Raw genomic sequence first — 21,788 nt, 5'->3', positions numbered from 1 at the left:
ATAGAGCACACCTAAGAAAGTGGCACATTATATGTAAGTGGGTGTTCTCAAATGTTCTCTACCCTAGTTATTTTGTTACCTTTACTATATTACGCATTTATTAAGTCAGTTTTGATAGATTGTTAATTAGGTGTTAATCGAATGTTAATATTCACCATATCATTATTTACATTAATCTAGATATTAAAATATAAATAAATAGAACGAAACAATACTTAAAATTCAATCAATATGTAAATTCATTCCATAGTTAATGATTTTTAGTTTGCTTGCCACTGCTTGCAAACTAAAGTTATCCCAAGCAGTACTATAAAGTGGAATGCGCCTTTTCTCTTGTATTGATATGGCCCAGGCTGTAACAACATCAGTACCATATCCGTTCCCTTGAAACTCCGCTAAAGTTTCCACACTTGCCTCAGCAGCTACGGGCGTACTTCTGGCACTGCAACAAACAGAAACTACTTTTTCATTTTTTACAATTGCCAAATAAGGTTGCCTCCTTATTTACTCCATTTACCATCCATTCATAATCTATTTTTCATGTTCAAAATAAAAATCCCATTCAAATACACATTACTGAATCCATCATACTAACTGATTTCTTCATTCTGTCTATCTAAATGGGATTATTTTTCGTTTTTTACTCTACTGGTTGTTGTGGCTGTACTACTTCATTCGCTCCAGCTACCCTCAACATATTTACAATATCTTTAAAACCTCTTTTTTCAGCGTATTGCAGTGGCGTCAGATGTTCCTTGTTAGCCATGTTTACATCTGCACCGTGATCAATAAGTAATTGAATTACTTTCTTATGGTTTTCACTACCATTTCCTAATACAATTGCTTCTAATAACGCTGTTCCACCACGTTCATTTTTATAATTCACATCAATATCTGTATGCTCTAATAATTCTTTAACAACCTCTACATGGCCACGCTCAGATGCAGAAATAAGTGCTGTCCCACCTGACCTAGTCGTTTCTTTCGTATTAACTCCTGCATTAATTAATACTTTTACAATATCCGTATATCCTTCTCTACTTGCATAAAGAAGTGGATTACTTTTTTTCTCATCTTTAATTTCAATATTAGCACCTGCACCAATTAATGCTTTAACTGTCTCTACATGATTTTGGTACGTCGCTGCAAGGACAGGCGTTTCTCCGTTGTCACCTTCTACGTTTATATTCGCTCCATCCTGAATCAACTTCATAGCTGTCTCTGTGTCTCCAAGAGTAGCTGAAAGTAACAACTGTTTGTCCATTAAATTTATACTTTTCTCTTCTTTAGATTCTTCCTGTTCTTTATGCTTCTCTTTTTTCTTCTCATTTTTCACATGAACCGGTTTCGATTCTGGTTCTTCTTGCTTATCGCAAGCCACTACCGTCATTAAAAGTCCTAATAAAATACATAATAAAATTTTTTGTTTTCTCACAACTACAGCTCCTATGAAAGATAATGTTTTCTTAACCATTCCTCCATCACATACAATAACTCTTCTTGAGTACATTTATCCATAAGCCCTTTAGATTCCTTCTTTAATCGGATTATCTTAAGCTTATACTATGTTTCTCAACCTATTGAAATGATACGCCTGATGGCCCCATCATTAACATTATGAAGCAATTAGTTTAGCACGTTTTTACCGCATTTGTATACATTTCTAAAAAGTACATAAATGATTGCTTTAGGTTACTATATTCCATTGTAACCGTTCTGCTAAAAATTTTACACCTTTTCTATATTTGCACCTGAGTAATAATAGAAAAAGACAACTACATAGTTGTCTTTTTCTATTAATGATGTCCACCATGATTTCCTGCTTTCGGTTTCCCCATCATCTCTTTATTCATTTCCCATTTATGCTCTGCTAGCTCTTTATACGAAAGAACTTTCCCCTTATAGTTAGATACAAAACTCTCTGCATCTTTTTTATTTTTAAATGAAATGACATTATAAGCCATCGGTGTCGTTATTGTTTTATCATATACGTAAGTAGCGTCTTCTAACGAAATCCAATCTTTCGAATCATAATCTCGGACAAATTTCTCTTTCGTCTTTTCATCTGAGTTGATCTCCATCCATTTATACATACAACCGATATCATCAAACTTTAACGCTTTTCCATTTTCTAAAATAATTTCTGTTGCAAATTGATTATCTGTTACCCCAATTTGGCAAATATCACATTTATCATGTTTCTCATCAATGGCAACAGCTGCTGTTTCCTTTTTCCCACACCCGACTACCGTAAATACGAAACATAAACATATAGCAAGTACGACATATTTTACTTTCATCAATATTCCTCCCTAGAAACCGTATACTCCACGAAAAGAATACCAAAAGGTTGTGTGAGATTTGTGAAAAAACAATGTGCTTTTTGTAATATAGGAAACAAAAAAAGATGTGTAGTTATTTCTACACATCTCTCATCACTCGCAACCTGTAATTAACAAATCATCTTCTAATTTAACTAATAATGTATCCGCACTAATTTCCTGTCCAACTTCTACATTTACCAATCTTATATTTCCACTAATCCCGACTGCAATTTTTTTAAGCTCACCGTCATTTTTTCGGATCATCAGTAATTTTTCCCATTCATATACGTAAGAAGATTCATTAATAAAAATCTCCTCTACTTTTCCTTCATAAGAGCTATAAATCTCTTCAATTCTCGTTTTCATATAACATCTACTCCCTATTTCACACTTCACTATTTTCATCTTATTCTACCATTCTTACGAGAAGCAGCTTACTTTTTAAAAATTCAAATTAACTACCGTGAACAAAATGAACAAAATAAAAATTATGCTTCTAATGATGTTATTTTTCAAATTATTTACCATTTGAATAGATGCTTTTATTATAAATAAAAAACCTTTTTCTGAATTTTTATTCTATTTTGAAAGCGCAATCATTCTTTTGAGGGGGAAATTACATGTTAGCACTACTTGGATTTGCGATGGTATTTGTCTTTATGTTTTTAATTATGACGAAACGTATGTCAGCGCTAGTAGCATTAATATTAATCCCGAGTGTTTTTGCATTAATTGGCGGATTCTATGCCAATATGGGGCCTATGATGTTAGAGGGGATCCAAAAATTAGCACCTACTGGTATTATGCTTATGTTCGCTATTTTATATTTTGGGATTATGATTGATAGCGGTTTATTCGATCCTGTCATTAGTAAGATTTTAAAATTTGTAAAAGGAGATCCTTTAAAAATCGTTGTCGGAACGGCTATATTAACTATTATCGTTTCTCTAGATGGTGATGGTACAACAACATACATGATTACAGTTTCCGCAATGTATCCACTATATAAGCGCCTTGGAATGAACCCCCTCATATTAGCTGGAGTTGTTATGTTAGGGGCAGGGGTAACAAATCTTACACCTTGGGGTGGACCCACAGCTCGTGTTATGAGCGCACTTGGACTTGAGGCTTCCGAATTATTTACACCTCTTATTCCAGGAATGATTGCTGGTGCAATTTGGGTTGTTTTTGTTGCCTACTATCTTGGAAAAAAAGAAAGAAAACGTTTAGGAATTATGGATGTACAGTATTTAAAACAAATGCAAACAATGGATGAGCAAGCTGCAACTGTCGAAGCAGCAGTGCATAAACGCCCTAAACTTCTATGGATTAACTTTTTATTAACCGCCACATTACTTGTCTGTCTCATACTAGAAGTTATGCCATTACCTGTTTTATTTACAGTCGCTTTTGCTATCGCTGTTATGATTAACTATCCAAACTTAGAGCAACAGAAAGAACGTATTGCTTCTCATGCTGGGAATGTATTAGCAGTTGTTTCTCTCGTATTTGCTGCCGGTATTTTCACTGGTATTTTATCTGGAACAAAAATGGTAGATGCAATGGCTAACAGTGTAGTAACTCTTATACCAGATGTACTTGGACCACAATTGCCAATTATTACAGCACTTCTCAGTATGCCATTCACATTTTTCATGTCTAATGATGCATTTTACTTCGGGGTATTACCTATTTTGACGAAAGCTGCTGCTACTTACGGAATTAGTGCAGCTGAAATGGGACGTGCTTCCTTACTTGGGCAACCCGTTCACTTATTAAGTCCTCTTGTCGCTTCCACTTATTTATTGGTCGGAATGGCAAAAGTTGATTTCGGTGAACATCAACGCTTCACTTTATTGTGGGCCGTTGGAACGACAATGGTTATGTTAATTACCGGAATTGTAATTGGGATTATTCCAATATAAGATGCAAAAAAACAGTAGAAGGAATAAAATCCTCTACTGTTTTTTATTATGAAGAAACAAGAAAATAACGTCTCTCGGGTCTCCCAACACTTCCATATATTAGCTCTGCGTGGACTTTCTTCCCAGATATCAAATACTCTAAATAACGCCTTGCAGTTGATCGGCTTACGCCTACCATTGAACTTAGCACCTCTGCTGTAATCCCTTCTTCATTAACTGTTAACATATGCTTTTTTATTTTCGCTAAAGTTAAAGGATCTATCCCTTTCGGGGCATATTCTATTTGATCTCCCTTCACCCCTCTTTGAGACCATAAATATTCAATTTGCTCCGTAGATAATTGATTATTTTTCTTTAACTGTATAATCTTTTTTTGATAGCCTTCCAGACTTGCTTTAAATCGGTCAAACATTAGTGGCTTTACGATATAATCTGTTACTCCGCCCCGCAGGGCGTGCCTCACTACATCTGTTTCCGATGCCGCTGTTATCATAATAATATCTGTATCGTGCAAATGATGCCTAATATATGTGACAAGTTCCGTTCCTTGCATATCAGGTAAGTACACATCTAATAAAACAAGCTGTGGCTTCACAAGCTCTAGCCATTCTTTCGCTTGTTCTCCAGTCGTTGCCGTTCCAATTACTTTAAATCCCTCAATTTTCTCAGTAAAACGACGATGAATGTCAGCAATCCGAATATCATCTTCTACAATTAATACTTCAATCTCCTCATCCATTACTATTCGCCTCTCTCTTTCGGTAGTGCAATAATAAATAACGCACCACCTAAATCCCCTTTTTCAATTGCAATACTTCCATTTAAATCTTCTACTAACTCTTTCACTTTTGCTAATCCATATCCTCGCTCTCCTCCTTCTTTCGTCGAAAAGCCTTTATAGAATATGCTAGTAATTATTTCATCATGAATCCCTTGCCCTGAATCTTCCACTTCAATTAATATTTCTTCTCCAATATCAGTTACAAACATCCTTACTTTCTTATCATTCTCTTCATTTTTTTCAATTGCTTCAAATGCATTCGTAATTAAATTTCCTAAAATAGAAACGACATAATTACTCTCAATATGTGGACTTAATTTTTCTAAACCACTTTCTCTATCTAGCATAAAATCAATCTTCAACTCTCGTGCTCTATTATAAAATCCAATTAAAATTCCACCTAGCCATGGATTTTGAATCCGCTTCATAATAAATTGAACAAAATCTTGATATACCGCTGTTTCCTTATGAATAAGCTCTAAAGCATCTTCGTATGATTCTAATTGAATAAGACCTGAAAGCGTATACAATAAATTATTATATTCGTGCGCTTGCGCTCGTAATGCCTCTGTATATTGCTTCGTCTGAGATAATTCTGCTGTTAACTGATCCATTTCAGATTTCAAACGTAAGCTCGATACAACGCCAGTTACTTTATTCTTTACTTTAATAGGTAGACGGTTCGCAATAACAGCCTGTCCTTTTATATTTAATTGGCGATCAAACTGTTCTTCACCAGTTTGAAGTACATCTAGTATCGTTGAATTAGGAATTACATTTAAAATAAATTCCCCAATAATATTTTGTTGTTTATCTAGCGAAAGAATATCATAAGCTGCTTGATTGACTAAACTAATCATGCCATTTTTATCGATTACAATAATCCCTTCACGTACAGATTGAATCACTGTACTATGCTCTTCATATAAAGATGAAATTTCTTCTGGTTCCATCCCGAACATCATTCTTTTTATACTTGCCGCTAAATATATAGAGCCGATTACTCCAATTAATAGCCCTATTATTGTAATCCAAAATACACGCTTTCCATACACTTCTACCGCTCCATGAATATCAGCCATTGAAAATCCAACAGACACCACACCAATGATTTCATTTTCCTGATTACGGATTGGAACTTTTCCGCGTAATGAAGGGCCTAATGATCCAGTTGCTTTCGAAACATATGATTTTCCTTCTAATAAAACGCCTTTATTATCTCCGCCAACCATTTTTTCTCCTATTTTATCTCGCTCAGGATGCGCATAACGAATCCCCTCTTTGTTTCCAACTACAATGAAGTCAGCCTCTGTATCCATTCGAATTTTTTCTGCGATTGGCTGAATAATAGAAGCTGGATTTTCTTTTTGAAAAGCTTCCTGAATTTCTGGTATCGCGGCAACTGTTTTCGCAACATGCAAAGCCCGTTTCCCAATTTGCTCTTCTACCGTTTCAGATAATATGTAATAAAATAAATAACTCGTTAGCAGAAGTACCACTAAAATAAGTGTACTAATAGTTAATGTAATTCTCGGTTGGAGTTTTAATTTTTTTAATTTCAAAACCATTCCCCTAACATGATTAAAGATAGAATTTAAAGAATATACAGTCTCTTTAATTATACTTAATCATAACACGGTTACTCTATATTTCTTTCTTTTTCTCTTCATAAAAAAAGAAACGAAGTAAAATTATTACCTCGTTTCTTAATATTTGTTATTACACTTTAAACTTACTAATCATCTCTTGTAATTCTTCTGCCATTTGTGATAAATGGACTGCTGCTGCATTTATTTCATCTACTGAAGCTAATTGTTCTTCTGAAGAACCAGCAATATTTTGAACGCTTGCTGCATTTTCTTCAATTGTGGCTGCAATTTCATTAATAGATGCACTTACTTGTTTTGCATCTACCGTCATTTGTTTTGCTACATCTACCATGCTATCAATTTGTACAACTGTATCATTTGTAGACTTCAATATTTCGGCAAAGCTTTGCTTCGTTTCATTTGCAACTACAAGTCCTGATTGTACTTCTGCTCCAACTTGATTCATAGAGCTTACTGTTTCTTTTATATCAAATTGAATCTCTTTCACTAGTTTCCCAATTTCCGTAGAAGACTGTCCTGATTGTTCTGCTAGCTTTCGCACTTCATCTGCTACAATTGCAAATCCTCTTCCTTGCTCTCCAGCTCTCGCAGCCTCAATTGCCGCATTTAACGCTAATAAATTTGTCTGTTCTGCAATATGTTGAATCACTTCAAGGATTGCTCCAATTTGTTTCGACTTATCGTCTAACAAACCAATGATTTTGTCTGACTGTGAAACAGACTCATGAATTAATTGCATTTGATTCACAGTTTGTTCAACTAACTTCCCACCATTTTCAGCTTTTTTCTTCGTATACATAGAGGCTGTAGATACTAATGAAGAACTATCTGCAACACGCTGAATTCCTTCTGTAACTTCTTCTAACAATGTTGCTCCTTCTTCAACTTCTTTCGTTTGTATTTCTGCACCACTTGATACTTGCTCTATCGCCTGTGTAATTTGTTCCGTTGCTTCGCTTGTCTGCTTCATACTAGCTGTTAATTCTTCTGAAGATGCCGCTACATGACTTGCTGAAGTGTTTATATTGGAAATGACACTTTGTAACGATGCAGCCATCTCGTTAAAACTTTCTCCTAGCTGTCCAATTTCATCTTTAGAATGAACTGTAATTGATTCTGTTAAATCACCTTCACTAATCTTCTTCGATGATATGACAAGTTGTTTTAACGGTTTAATAATAGACGCAATTATGAAGTAAATTACAATCCCACCGATTATTAGTGAAATTCCAAGAACAGTTACTGTTTTATAGAAAATAGGTTCAGCCGCTTCGATAATTTCTTTGGAAGGCATAATTCCTGCTATTTTCCACCCAGTTTTCTTATTCGTTTTAAAAGTGATATTGCGATCTTCACCATCTAATGAATAATGAAAATCCCCAGCTTCCTGTTTATACAATTCTTTACTAAGTTTCTCTTCTAATTTCTCTCCTGGCTTCATTTTCGGGTGCGCTACTACATTTTTATCTTGATCAAATATCGCTACATATCCTTCCTTACCAATATTAACCATCTTGGAAGTAGTAACAATATTATTAATGATTAAGTCAATCCCAAGAACTCCACTTTTATCCTCGTTTTGTTTTGCTAGTGTAATAACAATATTCCCTGTCGTTTTTGACTTATATGGAGCAGTTACAATTACCTCTCCACTTTTCTTCACGGCCTCTTTATACCAATCTCTTTCTGTAGGATTATATCCATCTGGCATCTGAATAGCTGGTGATTGAATGAACTGTCCATTACTAGATCCTGTATAGATTGCTTCCATTTCTGGATGCAGTTTATTGTATTCTTCTAGTTTATTTTGTATGTTTTGAATTTGATCTGCTTGGTAACTTGATTGTGTGAATAATTTCGTAAAATAAGTTGCATCTACTTTTTTACTATCCAATTCTTTATTAATTACATTATCCAAAATTTTTATATTATCTTTCGCCGAGTTTAAAATCGTTTCATTAAAATTCGTCTTCGCCTGTTGATAAGACGTCCAACCAATTACAATACTTGGAAGAATTAAAATAATAATAAATGATACAAGTAACTTTGTTTTTAAACTACTACTCCTTAATTTCCCTTGAAACATACTTCTACCCCTCCATACCGTTTTAAATGTAATTAATTAACATTTAATCTTTCTATAAAAATAATACGATTTAAATGTATCAATGAGACTCTCTATCTTTTTATACATCTAAAGAATTGATACATATCTTTTTCATTCTATATAAATTAAATAATTAAAACAATGTATAAAAATGTATATTATTCGAAATATTATAATTCATAGGAGAACCTCTAGTATTTCACTTACTAGAGGTTCTTTCCACCTTATTATTCTTTATCTTTTTCTACTTCTTTTTTCTTATCTTCTACTACAGATACAACAGGTTTATCACTTGATAATTGTTGCACTGCTCCTTTTCCTGCAAATCCTTCTAATAGCTCTTTTAAGTCAATTCCAGAAGAAGCCTTTAACGTTTCTTGCATCGTTGCCATTAAATCAGTCGCATAGCCCGCAACTTTTCCGGCCCCGCTATTTTTACCACCGCCGCCTGTATCGACAACTGTGATTTTATCAATATTACTAAGCGGACTTGCAACTTCCTTCGCATAACTTGGAAGCATTTTAAGAACCATATCCATAATTGCCGCTTGACCATATAATTCAAATGCTTCAGCAATTTTTTGTTTCGCTTCTGCTTCTGCTAAACCTTTTAATCTAATAACATCTGCTTCTGCTGTACCTTGCGCTTTTTGTACTTCCGCTTTCGCTTGACCTTGCGCTTTTTCGATTTCCGCCTTCGCTAAACCTTCCACACGTACTTCTTCCGCACGAGCTCTCGCTTCAGCTTCAATCTTATATTGATCCGCATCTGCCTTTTTAATTTGTTTTACTTTTTCTGCTTCTGCTGATTGCTCAACAGCATAACGATCTGCATCTGCTTTTTTCTTAACTTCTGCATCGTATTGCTTTTCACGACGCGCAATCTCTTTTTCTTCTAACTCGATTTGCTTTTCACGCTCAATGATTTTAACGCGCATTTGCTCTTCTGTAACACCTTGTTGTGCTTTCGCTTGTTGTAATTCGTAAGAAAGATCCGCATCTGCACGTGCTTGCTCTTGTTCTCTCTTATAGGACTGTACTTTTAATTCTTTATGTTTTTCAGCTTCAGCGATTTGTGCATCACGTTGATATTCTGCTTCTTTTGCCTCTTTTTCAGCACGTGCTTTTTCAATACGTGCTTCTTTTTCACGCTCTGCATTTGCAATTGTTGCATCACGCTTAACTGTCGCAATTTGCGGCTGACCAAGCGCATCTAAGTATCCGTTTTTATCCATTATTTCTTTAATTGTGAAAGAAACAATGCGAAGTCCCATCTTCTTTAAATCTGTAGAAGCTACTTCATGTACCTTTTGAGCAAATTGCTCTCTATTACTATACGCATCCTCTACTGTCATAGAAGATAAGATTGCACGTAAGTGACCTTCTAAAACCTCTTTTGCTTCTACTTTTAACTCTTCTGTTTCTTTTCCTAAATATTGCTCAGCTGCAGTAGATACTTCTTCAATTGTAGAACCTACTTTAATAATAGAAACACCATTTACTGTAACTGGAACACCTTGCTTCGTATACGTATCACGTGTACCAACTTCTAATTTGTAGTTTAATAGGCTTAAAGGCTCTGCTCTTTGCATAATTGGAACTACGAAAGTACCGCCCCCGCGGATAATCTTAATCTTCTTTCCATCATCCGTGGTAACAACATTCTTTCCTCCACCAAGCCAGTTCCCTGTAACAATTAACGCTTCATCTGGACCAACCGTACGATACTTCGTAATGAATACTAAAATGAGTAGAATTAAAATTGCCAGTAAAACTCCACCGATAATTAATGGAATCGTCATGTAAATTCCCCCTTATAATTTTGGTTTTTTTAAAGAATAAGCGATGTTTTGTACAAGTAAAACACCATCTTGGACTCCCTCGATAATAACCTCTGTTCCTTGCGAAATATCTTTTTTTCCAACAGTTTTAGCTGGGATTGCATTACTTCCAAATTGGGATAAAATTAATACTTCACCAAATCCTTCTGTAGGAATTGTCGTAATGACTTCTCCTTTGCAACCGATAAATTCATCCATACGTTGTACGGTATTTTGTTCTGCTTCTGCAATCGGTTTTAAAATTAGTATTTTCATGATGAAAACACCGATAAAAGATATAGCAAATGCAGCCCCGAAAATAGTAATACTATTAAAGGAAAATAAGTACTCTCCTATATAACTAAGCCCACATAACATGGCGAAGAAACTAAGTAATAAAGTAACAACGGATACAGATCCGCCCCCAAAACTAAATATCGATTCAAATATATCTCCAAAGAAGATATAAATAACAGTGAGTATAGTAGCAATAATAAATCCATATAAATAAATTGTTTCAAGTGGATAACCAAACAAGACCATTTCTTATCCCCCTTTCTTAAACAATCCCTTTTTTGTTATGTGTATGCCCCACCTCTTTCAAAGATTATTGTTCTTAATTTTCAGTCATTTATCTTTTAAATAAAAGCCTGTAAGACAGGCCTCTAAAAAAGAACAGGAGAAACCTATTGTGACAGGCTCCTCCTAGAAAATAACCGATATATTATATATCTATATAATATACTATTTTCCACAAAAAGTAAAGTTAAACATACATTGGAAAAGCACTTATTTTACTGACAATTCGTATGTTCCATCGCCATTATCATATTTATATACATACAAGTAATACTTACCTGGTTTTGCATTAAATTTTGCTTCTATATGATTCCCATTAGCTTGACCGTAAGCCGCATAATTTTGCATATCTGATTCATGGTGAAGTACCCATGTCATCCCAATTCCATACTCATTTAAAACAGAAATGTCGATATCTTTCGCTGATGCTACATTAAATGTATAAACATCAGTGTGGTCCCCGCCAATAAGACTACCTTTTATAGTACTATTTAGCCCGATACGATTTGCTTCCTCTGGACGATTATTTGGTTCTGATTCTGTTAAACTTCCATCTTTAATCGTAACAGTTGTTTCGCTTCTGCTCTCTTTTCCCTTATCATCTTTTACTCTTAACGATACTTTATAAGAACCTTCTCTTTCATATACATGTACTGGATTCACTTCTGCACTTGTGCTTCCATCTCCAAATTCCCATAAATAAGAAGCAATTTTTCCATCTTCATCGTTTGAGCCATCACTTTTAAATTGAATTCCCTCTTTTACAAGACCACTATAAGGGCCATTTATTTTAACCGTTGGAGCTTTATTTTCTCCATCATCTTTTGCGATTCCATGGAAGACTACATCATATTCAAATTCATTTGAGCTATTCACACGATAATTGACGAAGTATGCTGTAACAGTTTTGTAGCCACTCCATTCTTTTTGCGCCAATTGTTCTAAAGATTCATTTACTCTTTTACTCATTTCTTTCCAATCTTCTGATTCACCTTTTGTGACACTACCTGTATACGTACCTTCTAATGTAAATGTATTAAAGAATTGAGAATTATGTTTTGTCATTTTTGTATCTTTCATAGGCAACGTATCACTAATTTCTTTCTTCACCGCTGCTAATGACTTCGTTTCATGTTCAGCTAAATAATCATCAGCTACTTCTGGTACAGTGTATGTATCTTGATTATCAATTAACTGCTGCATATACTCTTGATACTCTTTATTTAACTTAGGATCTTTACTTAGATTTTCACGATATGCATCATAATTTTTCACGTCATTCGCACGAATCAAATCTTGAATTTTATCAAATGTTTCAAACTGATGCGTATATAAGTAAGACTGCAATGCGAACGAGTAATTATAGAAATCCCAAGAACCGTATTTAGCAAATAGTGTACGCTCTGCTGTATAACGGCTTGCAGGATCAGATGATAATCCGCTAATTATACTCTTTCTTGGTACAACGTTATTCGTACGAGTAGATCCTGCGAAAAACTCTGCATTTCCTTCTTGGAACCAAGTTAGCCTTTCATTTTGATACATATCTCCTCTTCCAAATAAACCAGGAACTTCATATCTCCCTTGCAGATAATGAGTAAATTCATGACGGAATAACTCTTCTAAACTATAAATACTTTGCTCTGGTGTACGCTCATATGTAAAGAATGTACCTGTCTCTTCAATATAAATTCCACCGTTGTTTGTTTCATATCCATACAATTGTCTATTTAACTGATATTCATCTGGACTATTATAAATTACGATCGTTAATACATCATCCGCATTTCCTGGCTCTAACGCTTTGTCATTTCCAATTACACGGTGATACTGTGCCTTTACTTCCTTCGCAGCCCAATATAGTCTCTTAATTTTTTCTTCTGATACTTTATCTCCTGTTTTGAACACAATTGATCCATCGTCGAATGTATACGTTTTTGGTAAGTATTGCTCTTTTCCTTCTTTACGTATTTTCTCTAAATCTACTGTATTCCCGCTATAATCTTTACCATTATAATTTGTTGTAATTTGTTCTACCGCAACAAAATACGGTTCACTTAAGCGCGGGTACATATGCATTGCTTGTGTAACAACCTCTAATCCTTTATTTGGATTGCTATGAAACTTCCCTAAACGGCTAGCAAAATAAATTCCATTATTAACGAGCCATTTATTTTCTGACGTTACTTCATTTAGAAGAGCAATACGATTTATTTCATTAATAAACCCATCTACTTTTCCATACCACATCGTTTCATTCGCTTCTTTACGAGCCTCAGTTAAGTACGACTGTATATCATAGTCAATACCTTGCATAATATCGTATATTGCTTGTCCCTTCATTCGATCATTTACATAAGTAGTATAATTATCATTGTATTGCTTTAAAATATTCGATGCGTATTGAACCGTTTCAACATCGCTTGAAGCATTACTAATTAATTTACCGTATGCAGATACGACTGTATCTTGTTCAACTGTACCAAGCTTAAAGTTTGGATTTTTTGCGATTGCTTTTAAAGCAGGTAAACATTTATCCTGGAAGCTTCTTTCATTTAAGTCGCTTAATTCACTATTATAAAATGCAAGATAAAAAGCTGAACGCAGCACTTCAGTAAACGTTTGAATTCCTTTTGAATCATCTTTCGTAAATGTACTACCTCTATGAGCTAATTCATCTATAATGACTTGCATTTTTCCTTTATCTTTATAAAAAGCCTTTGCATCTTCATTAAACTGGAATAAGTCTGTAATTTGGTGCCATTTAATACTGCCTAACGTTTCAACTAATTCTTGGTCATTCATTTTGTTTAAATCAGCCATTGAATAGCTTTCTTTAACCTGCTTTACTGCAGTTTTCTTCGTAATAGATGCTGGTCGCTGTGAAAAATCTCCTACTTTTAAACGTTCTTGAAATGATAAAGTTTCATCAACTTTTGAAATATGTCCAACTTCATCTACCGACTTTTCAATTCCAACCGGTTTCGTTTTTAACACGTTATACGGTACTTTTTCTTCCGCTGCTGCATGAGTTTGAAGTGCGCCTAACGATAAAGCCATTGTACTAATGCTAAGCATCACTTTATTGATCTTTGATTTCTTGTTCATATCCTGACCCCCTATTTTAATATTCCATTCAAGAATTTAACATAAAATCTGGATGTAACAATATAAAATGCAATATTTCATATTATTTCTTCCTATAATTTGTACATATCGTGAACGCATTACTCTTTACCTCCCTAAAACAAATTGCATCCTTTCACATTATAAAAAGGGAATTTTTTGACAATTAAAAACTTAATTGTTATGATTATTATAATTGTTAACTTTATTAAATAAGGGTGGGATTCTATGATAAAAAAAGAAAACAGTGTATTTTATATCTCCTTCTTGCTAACAACATTATTCATTATATGGGGAATTACCCCAGCAAGTTGGATACAAGGCTACGATTTACAAAGTGTTACATCTTCTTTAAACTCATTTATCCTCAATAAATTTGGATGGTTTTACTCTCTACTTATGACTACAATGATTATTTTGGCTGCTTATTTAGCATTTTCCAAGTACGGTTCTATTCGTCTTGGTAAAGATGGAGAAAAGCCAAAATATAATTATCCATCTTGGCTATCCATGTTGTTTGGGGCAGGAATGGGAATTGGACTCCTCTTTTATGGAATCGCTGAACCGATTTCACATTTTACAGATCCGTTAACAGGAAAAGCAGGTACAGAAGAAAGCGCCAAACTCGCTATGCAATATTCATTTTTCCACTGGGGACTCTTTCCGTGGTCACTATACGCAATGGTCGCTTTAACAATTGCATATTTCACATTCCGCAAACAAAAAGGTAGCACTATCGGGGCTACAGTTACTCCATTATTTAATCGATCGAAAAATTCTCGTATCGGAAAAACAGTTGATATTTTAGCTGTTTTAGCCACAGTGTTTGGCATTGTACCATCTGTTGGGATTGGTGCTCAACAAATTGCTGGAGGATTAAGCTATTTATTCCCTTCCATTCATAACACTTTACTTACCCAGCTCGTACTTATAGCTACCTTCGCTGTTTTATATTTAACAAGTGCACAAACTGGCTTAGATCGTGGGATTAAATATTTGAGTAACTTGAATTTCTCTCTTGCAGGTATTTTACTCATCTCTTTCTTATTTTTAGGACCAACTGTATTTATTATGAAATATTTCACATCTACACTCGGTTCTTATATTGGAGCTTTACCTAGTATGGGATTAAATTTAGGAGCATTTAATGAAAAATCTTCTGCTTGGATTGAAAACTGGACTATTTTCTATTGGGGATGGTGGATCTCTTGGTCTCCATTCGTCGGTACATTCATCGCTCGTATTTCTAAAGGACGCACAATAAAAGAATTTATTTTTGGAGTTGTATTAGTCCCAACCCTTATCTGTACATTTTGGTTTGCAGTATTTGGTGGTACCGCAATTCATATGGAAATGTTCCAATCGCTTGGAATAGCTGATGAAATTGCAAAAAATGGTACAGAGATTGGATTATTTGCTGTTATTTCACATCTACCATTCTCTACATTTTTAACGATTATCGGGTTAATTTTAGTAGCCACATTTTTCGTTACTTCTGCCGATTCAGCAACATTTGTTGTTTCAATGCAAACGAGTAACGGAAGCTTATCACCGAAAAATAGTTTAAAACTTATATGGGGATTAACAATCGCGATAATTGCCGCTATTTTATTACAAGCTGGAGGATTAAATGCACTACAAATCGCAGCTATCATCGCAGCACTACCATTTTCTATCGTAGTCGTTCTTATGGTCATTTCGCTCTTTAAGGAGCTGCGAAAAGAAGATGTTAATTTGCAAACAAAAGAAGTATCTCAAAAAATAAAAAAGGTTATGTAACGATTAGCACCTCAAATTACTTCTGAATCCGTAACAACTGAGGGAAAAGTAGATTAATAAAACCCATTCGTATGAAATATAATTTTCATACGAATGGGTTTTCACTCTATTATATAGTGTTGTAAACATGCCTTCTCCTCAAATCCTACTTTCTTGTACAATTTCATCGCACGATCATTATTCGTATTCAAACATAATTCTATCTCCTTCATTCCTTGGAAGGAAATAATATACTGAATTGCCTTTTGTAATAACCGCTCTCCGACACCTTTTCTTCTACTATTTTCAGCGGTTGCAATAAATTCGATATTCGCTTTTTGAAACTCTGGATTTACTTCCACATATACATAACCTTCTAACTTATCATTCTTCATACTTACAAATAATTTATTCGTATTACTTAAACGTTCAATAATTTCGTTTCCGTCATAATACGTATTAGAAAACACATGATTGTGTAAAGCGATAAACTGCTCAAACACTTGTGGTAAAGCCTCTTCTACATTACATATAATACGGTGCTCCACAATATTATTTAAAACGAGAATACTATGTCGACCTTGTTCTTTTGCATGTAAATTCCTCATTAAACGGGCACAATTATTATTTTCCACATGATAAAAACCATAAAATCTCTCAATATGAAAAGGCACCTTTTCTATAAGTTCCTTCTACATATGTAAAGCAACTTCTTCCCAATTCTCTGCGATAATAAACGGCCCCCATATCTCTGCACATTTCTTTACTTCATCCACATCAAATCCTAATAAACCTATTAAATTATTATTCTCATAAGTAGCAACAAAAGATTGTTCCCAGCCTATATCTGAAAAATCATGAATAATTGTCTGTAACAACTCCTCTTTCTCATCTCCACAATAGCCAACATGATGAGTAGCATCTTTATTCATATTCGCAATAAATGCTGCCACCTCTTCAATTTTCAAAATAGAACTGACATACATAACCTCTCCTCCTTCACTAATATATTCACACCTTTTCCATTTATATCCTTCTAAAAAAGACATCACCATAAGCATATTTCAAAATGAAATCGCCATGATAATGTCTTCTCAAAAACTCATATAATCATCTTACGTTATAATAAGATAAAACGTTTTTTATTTCTTAAATAATCTCTTTCTAAATACAAACATACTCAGTGCTGAAAGAACTAACGCTATGCCTGAAAGTAATGTTGATGTATTCTCTTGTCCACCTGTTGCTCCTAATGATTTCTTACTTTCTTCTTGCTTATTAACAGCTGGTTTATTTTCTTTCACAACTTGATTATTCACGTTTTGTTCTTGGACTACTGCTGATTGATTTACCGCGTCTTTTGAACCTTCAATTTTTTTTCCTGTTTCTTTTACCTCCGCTTTCGATCCTTCAACTCCTGTTGTTGGCTCGTCCACTTCCTCTTTCGCTTCTTCAACTTCTTTCGTTGGCTCTTTTACTTCCTCTTTTACTTCTTTTACCGGTTCTTTCACTTCTTCTTTTGTTTCTTCAACTTCTTTTACCGGTTCTTTTTCTTCTTCTTTTGTTTCTTCAACTTCTTTCGTTGGTTCTTTTACTTCTTCTTTTACCCCTTCAACTTCTTTTGTTGGCTCTTTTACTTCTTCTTTCGCTTCTTCAACTTCTTTTACCGGTTCTTTCACTTCTTCTTTTGTTTCTTCAACTTCTTTTGTTGGCTCTTTTACTTCTTCTTTCGCTTCTTCAACTTCTTTTGTTGGTTCTTTCACTTCTTCTTTTGTTTCTTCAACTTCTTTTACCGGCTCTTTCACTTCTTCTTTTGTTTCTTCAATTTCTTTTACCGGCTCTTTTTCTTCTTCTTTTGTTTCTTCAATTTCTTTTACCGGCTCTTTTTCTTCTTCTTTTTCCACTATATTCTGTATAACTGTTCCGTTAAACCTTATGCTAATTTCATCAGAATCTAAATCAAATTTATACACCTTTTCACCTGGGGTACTCCATTTTATTACTCCGTTATTAAACGTCCCTCCCTCACTTACCAATTGAATATTTTCAATACTTTCTCCTTCTAAATCATATACAGGAATTTGAATTTCTTCGTTTATTTTTGCATCATTTAAAATGATATTTTGTCTTCCAACATCAATTGTAAACCACTGACCTAATTGTATTAACGGCCTTACATCACGAATCTCATTTCCAGCTAGATTTAAGCTAAATAAGTTTAGCATGGAACCAATAACCGTTACATCTTTAATATGATTGTCCGCAAGATTTAACCACTGTAAATTTTCCAATGAAGATAGTGGTGTTATATCTTCAATTTGATTATGAGATACATTCACATTATTCAATTGTTTCAAGTTTGAGATGAACTCAATATTTTTCAGGCCTACTCCTTCTAAAGTAAGTTTTTCTAAATTCGTCATGTATTCTAAACCTGTTATATCTTTTATCTCATTTCCTTTTTCTTTAAGTATCTCTAATTTTTTAATCTGTAATAAATCTTCTTTTGTGATAGGAGCGTTTACATTCTCTCTACCTAAATTCTCTTTATTAATATGTTGTTGTAAAGTTTTATCGAGAATTACATTTTGACTTTCTTTTTGTTTTTCAACTATATTCTGTATAACCGTGCCATTAAATCTTATTTTACTTTCAGTAGAATTAGTATCTAGTTTAAATTCATATATTTTTTCTCCAGGACTATTCCATTTTATAAATCCGTTATTCAGAGTAGCCCCCTCACTTTGTAGATTAATATTTTGAAGTGGCTCTCCTTTAAGGTTGTATACTGGGATTTTTATTTCTTCATCTACACTTGCTTCATTTAAAAAGATTTTTTGTCTTTGAATGTCAATTGAAATTCGCTTACCTAATTCCTCAACAGGCCTTACGTCAGAAATTTCATTTGCTCCAAGATTTATCTCATGTAAATTTGTTAAGGTGCTCAGCGGCGATACATCAGAGATATAATTCTCTTCTAAATTCAGCACTTGTAAATTTCCTAATTGAGATAATGGTGATATATCTTTTATTTCACTATCAGAAATTTCTAGTTCAATAAGATTACTCATTTTACTAATAGATTCAACATTATTAATTTTATTGTTCCCTATCCATAATAGTTCCACATTATTTAATCGATCAATTCCCGTAAGATCACTGATTTGATTATTTGCTAAGTATAATTGTTTCATAGTTGATAATGTAAATAATGGCTGGATATCTTTAATGTTATTACCGATTAAATCTAATGTTTTAATTTTTTTCATTTTACTTAATGGTGTAAGATCAGAAATTTTATTATCTCTTAAAAAAAGCATATTAATATTCTCTAGCTGCTCAATTGGGTGAATACTTTCAATTGAATTAGACGTTAAATCAACGTACTTCAAACCTCTCAATTTCGAGATGGCTGATATGTCTTTTACATTAGACTCTCGTAACGTCAACTTCTCTAAATTTGTCATATACTCTAAACCAGTTATTTCATTTATTCCTTTACCAGAATAAATGGATAACGTTTTAATTTTTAATAAATCTTTCTTTGTGATTGGCGCATCAACATTATCTCTATCTAAGTTGTATTTATTAATATATTTTTGTAATTGCTTATCTAATATTACATTTCCGTTTTCATCTTGTTTCTCCTCTTTATTTTCCTTTTGTGCTTCTGGAACATCTTTATCTAAATTCAATGTATTTACTTCAAACTGTACTTGGTACTTATTGTCATAGGCCATTGTTGGAATATAAATATGCATTCGCATATTATACCTTTTTCCTAATTCCCCTACTTCAAACTGAATCACTTTCGTTCCATTTTTCTTTTTGTCTTCTGATATTACTTTCACATCATGAAACACACCTGGAGTGTGAATATCCTCTGTCTTCAAGTATTGAAAGAAATCACTATCACTTAACGTTGCTGTTACAATTTTCTTTCCATTCTCAATTGTTAATTTCGGATCCTTTATATAAACAGCTGCCATAGACTCTTCATTCGTTTTATCTTTATACGCTTTAATAACAGCGTCATATGTACCATCTTCTAAACCTTGTCCAGTTTTATTCGCCTCAATTGCTACTGCCGCTAAAGCAGGTGTTGAATACACAGCAAACGGAAGTGATAACGCCGCCGCTATAATCATTGCATTTATACGTTTTCTTTTATTTTGTTTCAACTTTACATCTCCTCCGAAATATATAATTCAAAATGTAATCATTTCTCGAATAAATGATAATGATTTTCATTATCATTGTCAACTGAAAAAATAAAAAGTTTACAAAAAAAGAACCTCTTTAAAAGAGGTTATGCCATTTTCTCACCTGATTCTTCTCTAAAAAAGCTTTTCATCGCATGAAATACGTCTGCTTTTTGCTTTAAAATATAGTATCTAAAGTTTTCATCTTTAATATTTTTATAGGCTGACATGAGTGTACTGTGGCGGTTGTACTGATTCACTTCCCCATACCCAAACATATTACACTTCTTCATTAGCTCTTCAACAAGTTTTACACATCTAGCATTATCTGATGTTAAATTATCACCATCTGAAAAATGGAATGGATAAATATTATAGCGGTCAGGTGAATATTTATTATCGATAAGTTCTAATGCTTTTTTATATACGGAAGAACATATTGTTCCGCCACTTTCTCCTTTTGAGAAAAATTCTTCTTCTGTAACGACTTTCGCTTCTGTATGATGAGCAATAAATTCAATATCAACTGTTTCATACTTTGTGCGTAAAAATCTTGTCATCCAGAAAAAGAAGCTACGTGCCATATATTTCTCCCATATTCCCATCGATCCACTCGTATCCATCATCGCTAATACAACAGCTTTTGAATCTGGCTTTAACACTTCATTCCAAGTGCGGAACTTTAAGTCTTCTTGATGAATCGGATGAAAAGATGCTTTACCACCCATCGCATTTCGTTTATATGCGGATATCATTGTTCTTTTCTTATCGATATTTCCCCATAATCCTGTTTTTCTAATGTCATTAAATTCAACATGTTCAATCCGGTTTTCATCCATTTCTTTTCTCTTTAAATTAGGCAGTTCTAACTCTCTGAAAAACGCTTGCTCTAATTCTAAAATAGAGACTTCAGCTTCATAGTAATCTTCCCCAGCTGCATCTCCTGCTCCTTGCCCTTTTCCTGGCCCTTTTTGTTTTTGACCACCTGATCCATCTCTCGCAACGACATCACCAACTTTGCTGTCACCGTTTCCTTGCCCAACATGTTTATTTTTATCATAATTGTATCTAATCTTATATTCATCTAGAGAACGAATTGGTATTTTTACAACATCCTTGCCATTAGACATAACTATACTTTCTTCTGTTACAAGATCGGGTAAATTATTCTTAATTGCCTCTTGTACTTTTTCTTGATGGCGCTGTTGGTCGTCATATCCTTTGCGATGGAGGGACCAGTTTTCCTGTGAAATCGTATAATTTGGTTGATTTTCTTCGCCCATTCCTTTCCCTCCTTACTGTAATTGTCTTCCTGTATGAACAGCAATCTATAAATTTTGTTCTGTAATATGCAAGCTAGAATATTTGAAAGGTAACTGCCCACAGAAAATCATCCCATAAACATTTATAACGTTTTTCATACAATACCCCGAGCATCCTAAACAAAATTTTGCCACTCACATAAATAGAAAGAAATATTCAGCCACTGATAAGAAAGAAACACAATGCATTGTTGCACACATTTTTACTTTGCAACATATTGTATTGTGTTGGCT

At 33.9% G+C, this 21,788-nt stretch carries 13 protein-coding genes and 3 pseudogenes; 2 read left to right on the top strand and 14 right to left on the bottom strand.

Annotated features, from left to right (window positions below; all coding sequences use genetic code 11):
• Window positions 1–222: 222 nt before the first annotated feature.
• From GD442_RS02875 to GD442_RS02860, 4 genes and pseudogenes are all read right to left on the bottom strand, one after another.
• Window positions 223–498, bottom strand: a pseudogene (locus GD442_RS02875) (GNAT family N-acetyltransferase); the annotation flags it as partial.
• 142 nt (window positions 499–640) lie between these two features.
• Entirely contained in the window at window positions 641–1,510 is an 870-nt protein-coding gene (locus tag GD442_RS02870) for an ankyrin repeat domain-containing protein (protein WP_000287336.1), read from the bottom strand.
• Window positions 1,511–1,796: 286 nt separating this feature from the next.
• Window positions 1,797–2,300, bottom strand: coding sequence for a nitrous oxide reductase accessory protein NosL (locus tag GD442_RS02865; RefSeq protein WP_000865665.1), 504 nt, complete (start codon window positions 2,298–2,300; stop codon window positions 1,797–1,799).
• Between the two features lie 135 nt (window positions 2,301–2,435).
• Window positions 2,436–2,690: a hypothetical protein gene (locus GD442_RS02860; protein ID WP_000857376.1), complete on the bottom strand. Its 255-nt coding sequence runs from the start codon at window positions 2,688–2,690 to the stop codon at window positions 2,436–2,438.
• 254 nt (window positions 2,691–2,944) lie between these two features.
• On the opposite strand from GD442_RS02860, the gene GD442_RS02855 reads away from it, so the two are divergent.
• Window positions 2,945–4,249, top strand: coding sequence for a CitMHS family transporter (locus GD442_RS02855; RefSeq protein WP_086407847.1), 1,305 nt, complete (start codon window positions 2,945–2,947; stop codon window positions 4,247–4,249).
• A gap of 46 nt (window positions 4,250–4,295) precedes the next feature.
• On the opposite strand, the gene GD442_RS02850 is transcribed toward GD442_RS02855, so the two are convergent.
• The 7 genes and pseudogenes from GD442_RS02850 to colA all read right to left on the bottom strand — a co-directional run bounded on the left by GD442_RS02850 (window position 4,296) and on the right by colA (window position 14,254).
• Window positions 4,296–4,988 carry a response regulator gene (locus GD442_RS02850; RefSeq protein WP_086407848.1) on the bottom strand — a complete coding sequence of 231 codons (693 nt, stop codon included), beginning with the start codon at window positions 4,986–4,988 and terminating at the stop codon, window positions 4,296–4,298.
• A gap of 2 nt (window positions 4,989–4,990) precedes the next feature.
• Window positions 4,991–6,598, bottom strand: coding sequence for an ATP-binding protein (locus tag GD442_RS02845; protein WP_002025277.1), 1,608 nt, complete (start codon window positions 6,596–6,598; stop codon window positions 4,991–4,993).
• Window positions 6,599–6,749: 151 nt separating this feature from the next.
• The gene (locus tag GD442_RS28455) at window positions 6,750–7,610 is read right to left on the bottom strand and encodes a methyl-accepting chemotaxis protein (RefSeq protein ID WP_370622813.1); all 861 of its coding nucleotides are present in this window, start codon (window positions 7,608–7,610) and stop codon (window positions 6,750–6,752) included.
• A gap of 81 nt (window positions 7,611–7,691) precedes the next feature.
• A pseudogene (locus GD442_RS28450) lies at window positions 7,692–8,726 on the bottom strand (HAMP domain-containing protein); the annotation flags it as partial.
• Window positions 8,727–8,974: 248 nt separating this feature from the next.
• Window positions 8,975–10,549, bottom strand: coding sequence for a flotillin lipid rafts scaffold protein FloT (locus GD442_RS02835; RefSeq protein WP_000155021.1), 1,575 nt, complete (start codon window positions 10,547–10,549; stop codon window positions 8,975–8,977).
• Window positions 10,550–10,561: 12 nt separating this feature from the next.
• The gene (locus tag GD442_RS02830) at window positions 10,562–11,110 is read right to left on the bottom strand and encodes an NfeD family protein (protein ID WP_000242445.1); all 549 of its coding nucleotides are present in this window, start codon (window positions 11,108–11,110) and stop codon (window positions 10,562–10,564) included.
• A 246-nt stretch (window positions 11,111–11,356) separates the two neighbouring features.
• Window positions 11,357–14,254, bottom strand: a complete 2,898-nt coding sequence (gene colA / locus GD442_RS02825) for a collagenase ColA (RefSeq protein ID WP_086407849.1) — start codon at window positions 14,252–14,254, stop codon at window positions 11,357–11,359.
• A 246-nt stretch (window positions 14,255–14,500) separates the two neighbouring features.
• Here colA and opuD point away from each other — a divergent pair, with 246 nt between their 5' ends.
• The gene (opuD, locus tag GD442_RS02820) at window positions 14,501–16,051 is read left to right on the top strand and encodes a glycine betaine transporter OpuD (protein ID WP_000591577.1); all 1,551 of its coding nucleotides are present in this window, start codon (window positions 14,501–14,503) and stop codon (window positions 16,049–16,051) included.
• Window positions 16,052–16,152: 101 nt separating this feature from the next.
• On the opposite strand, the pseudogene GD442_RS02815 reads toward opuD, so the two are convergent.
• From GD442_RS02815 to yhbH, 3 genes and pseudogenes are all read right to left on the bottom strand, one after another.
• A pseudogene (locus tag GD442_RS02815) lies at window positions 16,153–17,016 on the bottom strand (GNAT family N-acetyltransferase).
• A 156-nt stretch (window positions 17,017–17,172) separates the two neighbouring features.
• Complete coding sequence (locus GD442_RS02810; protein ID WP_086407850.1) at window positions 17,173–20,211, bottom strand: leucine-rich repeat domain-containing protein; 3,039 nt, start codon at window positions 20,209–20,211, stop codon at window positions 17,173–17,175.
• Between the two features lie 128 nt (window positions 20,212–20,339).
• Window positions 20,340–21,515, bottom strand: coding sequence for a sporulation protein YhbH (gene yhbH / locus GD442_RS02805; protein ID WP_000503517.1), 1,176 nt, complete (start codon window positions 21,513–21,515; stop codon window positions 20,340–20,342).
• Between the last annotated feature and the right edge of the window lie 273 nt (window positions 21,516–21,788).

The sequence above is a fragment of the Bacillus sp. A260 genome (assembly GCF_009861435.1).
In the GTDB taxonomy this organism is placed as follows: domain Bacteria; phylum Bacillota; class Bacilli; order Bacillales; family Bacillaceae_G; genus Bacillus_A; species Bacillus_A cereus.
Note: the sequence above shows the minus strand (reverse complement) of the source record. Positions and strands in the feature narration are given on the sequence as shown.